Source organism: Bradyrhizobium sp. P5_C11_2 (assembly GCF_054049755.1).
Map to the genome: position 1 here is coordinate 21,219 of NZ_JBFULT010000021.1, position 9,624 is coordinate 30,842.

The 9,624-nt window shown below is 65.1% G+C and carries 8 protein-coding genes; 5 read left to right on the top strand and 3 right to left on the bottom strand.

Going from position 1 to position 9,624, the window contains the following annotated elements; all coding sequences use genetic code 11:
- Positions 1 to 783 carry a GGDEF domain-containing protein gene (locus ACXJL8_RS04260; protein ID WP_456621486.1) on the bottom strand — a complete coding sequence of 261 codons (783 nt, stop codon included), beginning with the start codon at positions 781 to 783 and terminating at the stop codon, positions 1 to 3.
- A 307-nt stretch (positions 784 to 1,090) separates the two neighbouring features.
- Here ACXJL8_RS04260 and ACXJL8_RS04265 point away from each other — a divergent pair, with 307 nt between their 5' ends.
- From ACXJL8_RS04265 to ACXJL8_RS04285, 5 genes are all read left to right on the top strand, one after another.
- Positions 1,091 to 2,308 carry an aminotransferase class I/II-fold pyridoxal phosphate-dependent enzyme gene (locus ACXJL8_RS04265; protein WP_456621485.1) on the top strand — a complete coding sequence of 406 codons (1,218 nt, stop codon included), beginning with the start codon at positions 1,091 to 1,093 and terminating at the stop codon, positions 2,306 to 2,308.
- A 9-nt stretch (positions 2,309 to 2,317) separates the two neighbouring features.
- Positions 2,318 to 4,795 carry a DNA translocase FtsK gene (locus tag ACXJL8_RS04270; protein WP_456621484.1) on the top strand — a complete coding sequence of 826 codons (2,478 nt, stop codon included), beginning with the start codon at positions 2,318 to 2,320 and terminating at the stop codon, positions 4,793 to 4,795.
- A 151-nt stretch (positions 4,796 to 4,946) separates the two neighbouring features.
- A complete protein-coding gene (locus tag ACXJL8_RS04275; RefSeq protein ID WP_456621535.1) occupies positions 4,947 to 5,717 on the top strand; it encodes an outer-membrane lipoprotein carrier protein LolA in 771 nt (256 codons plus the stop codon).
- A 162-nt stretch (positions 5,718 to 5,879) separates the two neighbouring features.
- The gene (xth, locus tag ACXJL8_RS04280; protein WP_456621483.1) at positions 5,880 to 6,695 is read left to right on the top strand and encodes an exodeoxyribonuclease III; all 816 of its coding nucleotides are present in this window, start codon (positions 5,880 to 5,882) and stop codon (positions 6,693 to 6,695) included.
- A gap of 19 nt (positions 6,696 to 6,714) precedes the next feature.
- On the top strand, positions 6,715 to 8,277 hold the full coding sequence (locus ACXJL8_RS04285) for a hypothetical protein (protein ID WP_456684662.1): 1,563 nt from the start codon (positions 6,715 to 6,717) through the stop codon (positions 8,275 to 8,277).
- 68 nt (positions 8,278 to 8,345) lie between these two features.
- Here the strand turns inward: ACXJL8_RS04285 and ACXJL8_RS04290 are convergent, their stop codons facing one another.
- The gene (locus tag ACXJL8_RS04290; RefSeq protein ID WP_456621481.1) at positions 8,346 to 8,789 is read right to left on the bottom strand and encodes a cyclic nucleotide-binding domain-containing protein; all 444 of its coding nucleotides are present in this window, start codon (positions 8,787 to 8,789) and stop codon (positions 8,346 to 8,348) included.
- A 58-nt stretch (positions 8,790 to 8,847) separates the two neighbouring features.
- Complete coding sequence (locus ACXJL8_RS04295) at positions 8,848 to 9,534, bottom strand: response regulator transcription factor (protein WP_456684663.1); 687 nt, start codon at positions 9,532 to 9,534, stop codon at positions 8,848 to 8,850.
- Between the last annotated feature and the right edge of the window lie 90 nt (positions 9,535 to 9,624).

The following is a 9,624-nucleotide window of genomic DNA, read 5'->3' on the forward strand; positions in this document are numbered from 1 at the left end:
TCAGGCGGCGACGGCGCGGTCGTCCGCCTCGACCACCCGATCACGACCGCGACGCTTCGCGGCATAGAGCGCGCGGTCGGCGATCCGCATCAGCTCCGGCAGCCCGGCGTCGGCGCAGGATACGGTGAAGCCGAGGCTGATGGTCACGCGCTCCAGGTGGTCGCCGAGAGCAATTTCGCGCGCAGCGCAGGCGGTGCGGACCAGCTCCGCATAGTGCTCGGCCTGATCGCGTGTCACCCCGACCAGGAGGCCGGCGAATTCCTCGCCGCCATAGCGCGCAACCAGCACGCCCTCCTTGCGGGCGAGCTGCCGCAGGATTTCGGCCACTTCGACCAAAACCTTGTCTCCGGCCTCGTGGCCGAAGCGGTCGTTGATCGATTTGAAGTGGTCGATATCGCAGACAAAGACGCTGACCGGCACGCTGCGCTTGCGCGCCGAGGTCAGGGCCAGCGCCGCCGCCTCATCGAAGCCGCGCCGGTTGAACAGTCCCGTGAGCTGATCGGTCTGGGAGATGCGCGCGAGCTCGCTGCGGGTCAGCGTCAGATCCTGCATCAGCAGCGCCGAACGATAGCTGAGAGCAGCGGACAGCAAGGCCGAGATCGCCGTTGCGAGACACAGGCTGAAGCCGATGATGTAGCCGACACTCACCGTCGCGCTGAAATCGGTGCCGAGATGCAGCAGCAGCGTCGTCGCGGTCATGACGATGGTCAGCCCCGCAGCGATCGCCGCGCGCTTGCCGGCGTGGCGAAGCACATCACCATGAGTCGAGATCTGAAAGGTCACGCGCCGCCCCGTTGCCGCTGATGGTGCATAGCACCAAGGGCGATGCCGAACTGCCAATGCGTGGACGTTCTTGACGCCGTGGGTTAACAACGCCCGAGGGACTTGTCTCAAATGCCGGGTGCCGGAACCGTGACAATCCCGGGTTCGCCGCGCATCCCGTTGTTATCCGGCATGATTATTCGACTCTGGACGGGCCCGCCTGCCGATGGTTAATCGCGTCTTAACCTCGCCCTATCTATGGTGAACTGAACCGCTTCCCGCCGGTGCTTTCGTGCGACCGGCTGTTCCAAGAGTGCTGGCGTCCAGAATGGCTATAACCGCTTCATCCCGTGCGCCGCTGCTGGAAGGTGGAAGCTCCGATAGCGAACGCTCACCCTTCGTCCGGCTGAACGAGCTGCTGGCACCCCATCAGCCCGGTAAGCCCTTGATTACGCTTGCCGTCGGCGAGCCCCAGCATCCTGTACCCGACTTCGTCGGCCCGGTCCTGGCCAAGCACATCGCCGATTTCGGCCGCTACCCGATGAATCAGGGCACCGACCCGTTCCGCCATGCCGCCGGAGCCTGGCTGTCGTCGCGGTTCAAGCTGCCACGGCCGCTCGACCCCAAGAGCGAGATTCTCGTCCTCAATGGCAGCCGCGAGGGGCTGTTCCTCGCCGCGATCACGGCCGCGCGCTATGTCGGCCCGCGCCCCGGCAAGCCCGCGATCCTGATGCCGAACCCGTTCTATCCGGTCTATGGCGCCGGCGCCCGCGCAGCCGCCTGCGAGCCGGTCTATCTGCCGACCACGGTCGAGAACGGCTTCCTGCCAGATCTCGACGCCATCGACGAGACGACGCTGGCACGCACGGTGGCGTTCTATCTGGCCTCGCCGGCCAATCCGCAGGGCTCGGTCGCCAAGCCCGACTATTTCAGGCGGTTGAAGCAGCTCGCCGACCGCTATGGCTTCGTGATCCTCAGCGACGAGTGCTATTCCGAGATCTACACCCGGCAAGCACCGGGCAGCGCGCTCGAATGCGCCGGCCCCGATTTCACCCGCGTGGTTGCGTTCCAGTCGCTGTCGAAGCGCTCCAACCTGCCGGGCCTGCGCGTCGGCTTCGCCGCCGGCGACAGGAAATTCATCGGCATGTTCCTCGAGCAGCGCAACATCGCAGCGCCCCAGGTGCCTGTGCCGCTCCAGCATGTCGCGACTGTTGCCTATGGCGACGAAGCGCATGTCGAGGAGAATCGCAGGCTGTACCGGATCAAGTTCGATCTCGCCGACCAGATCATCGGCAATCGCTACGGCTATCGCCGGCCCGACGGCGGCTTCTGCGTCTGGCTCAACACGTCCGAGATCGGCGACGACGTATCGGTGTGTCTGAAACTCTTCACGGAAGCAGGCGTGCGCGTGGTGCCCGGCAGCTTTTTGGCGCGGCGCCAGCCCGACGGCTTCAATCCCGGCGCAGGCTACATTCGGCTCGCGCTGGTGCAGGATGGCGAGACCACGGCGGCGGCGCTGCACCGCCTGGTCGAGACTCTGGGTTAGGCGGGGCCCGTGAGCATGTCGACAATCGAACGTGTCATTCCCCTGGTCGGCCATCTGCCGCCCTCGATCCGCGAGGCGCTGACGCGGCGTGTGCGCGAGCTCGCCGGTCTCGGGCTGATCACGCTCTCGGGCGTCGCTTCGGCCGCGCTGATGACCTGGTCGGTCCAGGATCCCAGTCTCAGCCACGCGACCTCGCGGCCGATCCGCAACATTCTCGGCTATGCCGGCGCCATCGGCGCCGACCTCGCGATGCAGATCCTCGGGCTCGGCGCGATCATGCTGATCCTGACCGTCGCGGTGTGGGGCTGGCGCATGCTGACCCACCGCCCGTTCGACCGCGAAGCGCTGCGGCTCGGCTGCTGGATTCTCTGCACGGTGATCGCGGCGGGGTTTGCGAGCTGCTGGCCGCACGGCGGCGCCTGGCCGCTGCCGACCGGAATTGGCGGCGTGGTCGGCGACGCGCTGGTGCGCGCGCCCGCGGTGATTTTCGGACCCGCCGGCACAATCTATCGCATCGTGCTCGGCGTCATCCTGTTCGTCGCGATGGCAGCGACCTTCCTGATCGCCTGCGGTCTCGGCGCGCGCGAGCACGACGAAGAGCTTTCGCAGATCGAGGATGACGATGCGCCGCTCGACGAGGACGAGGGCAGCGAGCGCGGCTCGGTGTCGCTGGGCTGGCTGTTCCATGCGCTGATGAGCACCAAGGCGCGGCTGACCTGGCTACTCGGCACCGCCTATCGCTCGCTGGTCTCGAGCGGACCGAAGCCCCGCGCGATTGCCTTCGATCGTCAGGAGCCGAATCTCGGTGGCGGCCGCGGCGCGCCGCCGATCTCGCCGCAATCCGAGGACGAGGATTACGAGGACGGGCACGACGAGGAGGACGAGGAGGAGGAAGAGGAAGCGCCGGCCGCGCGCGCACCGCGCAAGAAGGCTGCGCCGAAGGCCGCCGCCAAGAAATCCTCCGACAAGTTCGAGCTTCCGTCCGTGTCCGTGCTGGCCGCGCCGAAGGCTGGCGATCGCCAGCCGCTCAGCAAGGCCGAGCTGGAAGCCAATTCGCGCGCGCTCGAAGGCGTGCTCCAGGATTTTGGCGTGCGCGGCGAGATCGTGAAAGCCAATCCGGGCCCGGTGGTCACGCTGTACGAGCTGGAGCCGGCACCCGGCATCAAATCGTCGCGCGTCATCGGTCTTGCCGACGACATCGCCCGCTCGATGAGCGCGCTGTCGGCGCGCGTCGCCGTCGTTCCCGGCCGCAACGCCATCGGCATCGAATTGCCGAACGCGCATCGTGAAAAGGTCTATCTGCGCGAATTGCTGGTCGCCAAGGAAACCGTCGATACGGTGGCGAAGCTGCCGCTCTGCCTCGGCAAGACCATCGGCGGCGATCCCGTCATCATCGACCTGGCGCGCACCCCGCACATGCTGATCGCCGGCACCACCGGCTCCGGCAAGTCGGTCGCGATCAACACCATGATCCTCAGCCTGGTCTACCGGCTGCGCCCGGACCAGTGCCGGCTGATCATGGTCGATCCGAAGATGCTCGAACTCTCCGTCTATGACGGCATCCCCCATCTGCTCACGCCGGTCGTAACCGACCCGAAGAAGGCCGTGGTCGCGCTGAAATGGGCCGTGCGCGAGATGGAAGAGCGCTACAAGAACATGGCCAAGCTCGGCGTGCGCAACATCGACGGCTACAATGCGCGCCTGCTCGAGGTGAAGGCCAAGGGCGAGGAGCCGACGCGCACGGTGCATACCGGCTTCGACAAGGAGACCGGCAAGGCGATCTACGAGGAAGAGAAGCTCTCGCTCGAGCCGCTGCCCTACATCGTCATCATCGTCGACGAAATGGCCGACCTGATGATGGTCGCCGGCAAGGACATCGAAGGCGCGGTGCAGCGTCTCGCGCAGATGGCGCGCGCCGCCGGMCTGCACGTGATCCTCGCCACGCAGCGTCCGTCGGTCGACGTCATCACCGGCACCATCAAGGCGAACTTTCCGACCCGCATCGCCTTCCAGGTCACCTCCAAGATCGACAGCCGCACCATCCTGGGCGAGATGGGCGCCGAGCAGCTGCTGGGCCAGGGCGACATGCTCTACATGGCCGGCGGCGGCCGCATCAGCCGCGTGCACGGGCCTTTCGCCTCGGACGAGGAAGTCGAGAAGGTCGTGCGCCACCTCAAGACGCAGGGACAGCCGGAATATCTCGAAGCGGTCACGGCCGAGGAGCCCACCGAGGACGAGGACGGCGGCGCCGTGTTCGACGCCAGCGGCATGGGCGCCGATGGCGGTGGCGATCTCTTCCAACAGGCCGTTGCCATCGTCAAACGCGACCGCAAGGCGTCGACCAGCTACATCCAGCGCCGCCTGCAAATCGGCTACAACCGGGCCGCCTCGCTGATGGAGCGCATGGAACTGGAAGGCATTGTCGGCCCCGCCAACCACGCCGGCAAACGCGAGATTCTGGTCGAGGAAGAAGACAGCCATATGTGAGGCGGGGGCCTCAGAACACTATTTCACGCAAAAACGTTATCTGCTTTTGGCCGAAATCACGCTAAAAAGGCGGCCAGCCACACAGGACGACGCGTTGATCAGACATCCGGACATTCGATTCGCTGCCTCCATCGCCGCGCGAAGCGCGCGCGTGGCCGGCGTGCTTCTCGTCACCGCCGCGATGGTGACCGCGACGTCCTTCGCACAGGTCGTTTTTGCACAGACCGTGCCGGTGCCGAAGCCCGCGCCGAAGGGCCGTGACGGTGCTCCGCCCTCGGGGGGGCCGTCGATCACGGGCGCGACCCAGGCGCCGCCCAATCCGGTGATTCCGGATCCGCGCCGCAACGTGCCGAGCAGCATCTTCCAGACCTTCGATGCCAACCAGAAAGCACAGGCCGCCAAGGTCAGCGCCTATCTGTCCTCGCTTCAGACGCTGGTCGGGAATTTCGTCCAGGTCGGTCCCGACGGCAGCAAGACGCAGGGCGACTTCTACATCCAGAAGCCGGGCAAGGTGCGCTTCGAATATGATCCGCCGAGCCCGATCGATATCGTCGCCGACGGATCGTCGGTCGTGGTGCGCGACCGCAAGCTCGCCACCCAGGACGTCTATCCGCTGTCGCAGACGCCGCTGCGCTTCCTGCTGTCGGACCGGATCGACCTGATGAAGGACACCAACGTCGTCAACGTCACCGCCGACGACGTCTTCGTCAGCGTCACCATCGAGGAAAAGCAGGCGCTGGTCGGCACCAGCCGCCTGATGCTGATGTTCGGCGCCAAGGACGGCCAGCTCAAGCAATGGACCGTCACCGACCCGCAGGGCTACGACACCACGATTGCGGTCTACAATCTCGATGCGGGCAAGAAGCTCGACCCGAGCATGTTCAAGATCGATTTCACCAATTACGGCCCGTCGCCGGGATAAGCGCTCCGCTGCCGTAGGGTGGGCAAAGGCGCACTTGCGCCGTGCCCACCATCTCTCCTCCTCGCGGTAGGCATGGTGGGCACGCTTCGCTTTGCCCACCCTACGAGAGCTCGCTGTGGACAAGCATTTTCCCGACGCCAATCCATGCTAAGACGCATCTCCATGCGTCTTTCCCTGACAACCTGGAACATCAACTCGGTGCGGCTGCGCATCGATCTGGTCGCGAAGTTTCTCAAGAGCGCGCGGCCCGACGTGTTGTGCCTCCAGGAGACCAAGTGCATCGACGATGCCTTTCCGCTGAAGCGCTTCAAGCGGCTCGGCTACGAGCACGTCGCGCTGAACGGGCAGAAGGGCTATCACGGCGTCGCCATCGTCTCGAAGATTCCGTTCGAGTCCAAGGACATCCGCACCTTCTGCGACAAGGTGGATTCGCGCCACATTTCTGTATCTTTCGGGACGCAGGCGAACATCGCAAAGCCGCTGGTGCTGCATAATTTCTACGTGCCCGCCGGCGGCGACATTCCCGATCCGGCGCTGAACGAGAAATTCGATCACAAGCTTCGCTTCCTCGACGAGATGACGGCCTGCGAGCCGCTGCATCCGCGCGGCGAGGACCGCCACATCCTGGTCGGCGATCTCAACGTCGCCCCGCACGAGAACGACGTCTGGTCGCACAAGCAGCTGCTGAAGGTGGTGTCGCACACCCCGATCGAAACCGAGAAGCTGCAGGCCGCCCTGAACGCCGGCGAATGGATCGACGTCGCGCGCGAGCGCATTCCGATGTCGGAGAAGGTCTACACCTGGTGGAGCTACCGCTCCGCCGACTGGACCGTCGGCGACCGTGGCCGCCGGCTCGATCACATCTGGGTCTCGCGGGCGCTGAAGGATGCGGTCAGCGATTTCAGGATCTTGCGCGACGCGCGGAGCTGGGAGCGGCCGTCGGACCACGTGCCGGTGACGGTGACGCTGGACGTTTGATAAGCCTGCGGAGAAGACGATGGGCACGCCGGCGCCGCCAGAGCACAGAGAACCACCGGTTGGTGCTTGGTGGAATTCCCGTCTCGTCGTCCCGGGACTGATGTTGCTGAGCACGATCCCCTTCTGGTTCGTGCGGACGCCGCCGCTGATCGACTTCCTGGGACATATCGGTCGCTACCACGTGCAGCTTCATCTGGCGGACTCGCCGGCGCTGCAGCGAAACTGGGATTTTCACTGGCACGTGGTTGGCAATCTCGGTGTTGAGCTGCTGATCGTGCCGCTCGCGGGCCTTCTCGGTTTCGACCGCGCCGTTTGGCTGATTGCGCTCGCGCTTCCTCCGCTCATGATCTGGGGAATCGCGCGGATCAGCCGGGCGATGTACGGACAGCTCACGCCTTTCGCCATCGCGGCCGTCTGGTTCACGATGTCCTATCCGTTCCAGCTTGGCTTCGTGAACTATTGGCTGGGCTGTGCCCTGGCATTTCACGTGTTCGCATCCTGGGTCCAGGGAGCACAAAGGAATGGTTCGGCACTACGCGCCGCGCTGTTCGCGGCGGCCTCCTGCCTGGTCTGGTTGGCCCATGCCTATGGCTGGGTCGTTCTGGTCGTTCTCGTCGGCGCCTTTGAGCTCTGCCGGAACTGGCGTCGCGAGCCAAGGGCATGGCCCTCCATGGCGCTTGTCATTCTGCGACGCAGTTGGCCCGTCATGATTCCGGCCGTCCTCATGATCGTTTGGCGCCAAGGCACCGGCGCGGCTTCGACGGGCCATTTCCTTGATATGAGCGCAAAGCTCCTCGGATTGGTGTGGACGCTGCGCGATCAGAATATCGGGCTGGACACGCTGACCCTGCTGCTGGCCATCGGCTTGCTTTATTTTGCAATACGAAGTCGCGACGTTCGGCTGAACCCAGCTCTGCTCGTCGGAGCGGCGATCTTCCTCGTTCTGATCCTGTTGATGCCGGGCCTGATGTTCGGCGCGGTCTATGCCGATGTCCGGCTATGGCCGATCTTCTTCATCGTCGGCCTCACCGCCATCGCGCCCACCGACCGACCGTGGCGTGGCTCCGCCATCGTAGCAGGCATGGCGCTGGCCGTTTTTGGCATCAGGATCGTCGCCATGGCTGTCGGGTTCGCGGCCTATGACGCCAGTTTCGCGCAGCATCTGCAGGCGCTGAATGACGTTCCGCGGGGCGCGAGCATTGCGGTCCTGACACGGCCGCCCTCCTGCGAGCCATGGCGTRCACCGCGTGTGGCGCATCTCGGGTCGCTCGCCATCGTGCAACGGGACGCCTTCGTCAATTCGCAATGGGATGCGTCGGCCGGCCAGCAACTCCTTACGCCGCTCCGTGCGCGCGGCACCGAGTTCAATGCGGATCCATCTCAGTACATCCAGCCGCTTCCGGGCGGCTGCGAGGGCGACCTGAGTGCTGCGCTGGCGCACAGGATCGCGCAAATTCCTCGCGATCGTTTCGAATATGTATGGCTGCTCGACGTCGACGCAGCGCACGTGACGGCCCTGCCGCGATTGCGGCGCCTGTACCAGGGCGGCCGCAGCGCACTGTATCAATTGAACGGCGGATGAGATCTGCGGCGAGGAGAGGGAGGAGGGGTCATCAACTGCGATGCGCGACCACGAACGCAGGACGACGGCTACGTTGTCAGCTTCGCACCGGCCATCAGGATATCGCTGGCGATCTGGCTGGAGCGGATGGCGAATTCGTCGCGGAGGCGCACCGCAGCAGCCGGGTCGCTTTCGAGCACGCGCTGAAACAGGCTGCGCGCGACGCGGATGACCGACGAGTGCTCGATCGCGATCGCGCTCGAGGGCCGCTTCATCGGCACCACCAGCGCGAGTTCGCCGATCAGCGCGCCGGGACCTGCGATCATTTCGGCGCCGGCGCCGTCATCGACCCGAAAGGCGCCGCGCTGGACCACGTAGCCGGCATCGGCGTCGTCGCCGAGATTGAACAGGACGTCGCCGCGAACGAAGTCGCGCTGCTCGGAGCCGATCGCCAGCATGCGCAACGAGGCATCTCCCAACAGGCGCAATGTCGGGACACGCTCGAGAAGCGCTACGTCGTCGTCGATTGACATTCAGGTCCGAGGCTCAAAGGCATGCGATCTAAAACGATTCGCACGCCGCTCAAGCGTATCACGGCACCAGCTTGTAGCCACCGGCTTCCGTCACCAGGATTTCCGGGTTGGCGGCATCCTTCTCGATCTTCTGGCGAAGACGGTAGATGTGGGTTTCCAGCGTGTGGGTGGTGACGCCGGAATTGTAGCCCCAGACCTCCTGGAGCAGGGTCTCGCGCGAGACCGGCATCTGGCCGGCCCGGTAGAGGAAGCGCAGGATCGCCGTCTCCTTCTCCGTCAGCCGCACCTTGCGCGCATTGGCGGCGGTCAGCATTTTGGAGCCCGGGCGGAAGCTGTAGGGCCCGACCGAGAACACGGCATCCTCGCTGGCTTCGTGCTGGCGGAGCTGGGCGCGGATGCGGGCGAGCAGCACGGCGAAGCGGAAGGGTTTTGCGACATAATCGTTGGCGCCGGATTCCAGGCCCAAAATCGTGTCGGAATCGGTGTCGTGCCCGGTCAGCATGATGATCGGGGCCTTGAACCCGCCCTTGCGCAGGGAGCGGACCACCTCGCGGCCGTCGGTGTCGGGCAGGCCGACATCCATCAGGACGAGATCAGGGGAGTTGGCCTTGGCGGCGCTTGCGCCCTTGGCGCCGGTATCGACGGCGGAGGCTTCAAATTCTTCGTGCAGCGATAATTGCTCCACCAACGTATCGCRCAGATCGGTATCGTCATCCACGATCAGGATCTTGCGGGCATTGGCCATAGGGGATCATCCTTTTGGGTCCGGCTCGGCGCGCATACATCCCGCGCCCGGCCGTGATGGGAAAGTTAGGGGTCGCCGTTATTATTGTTG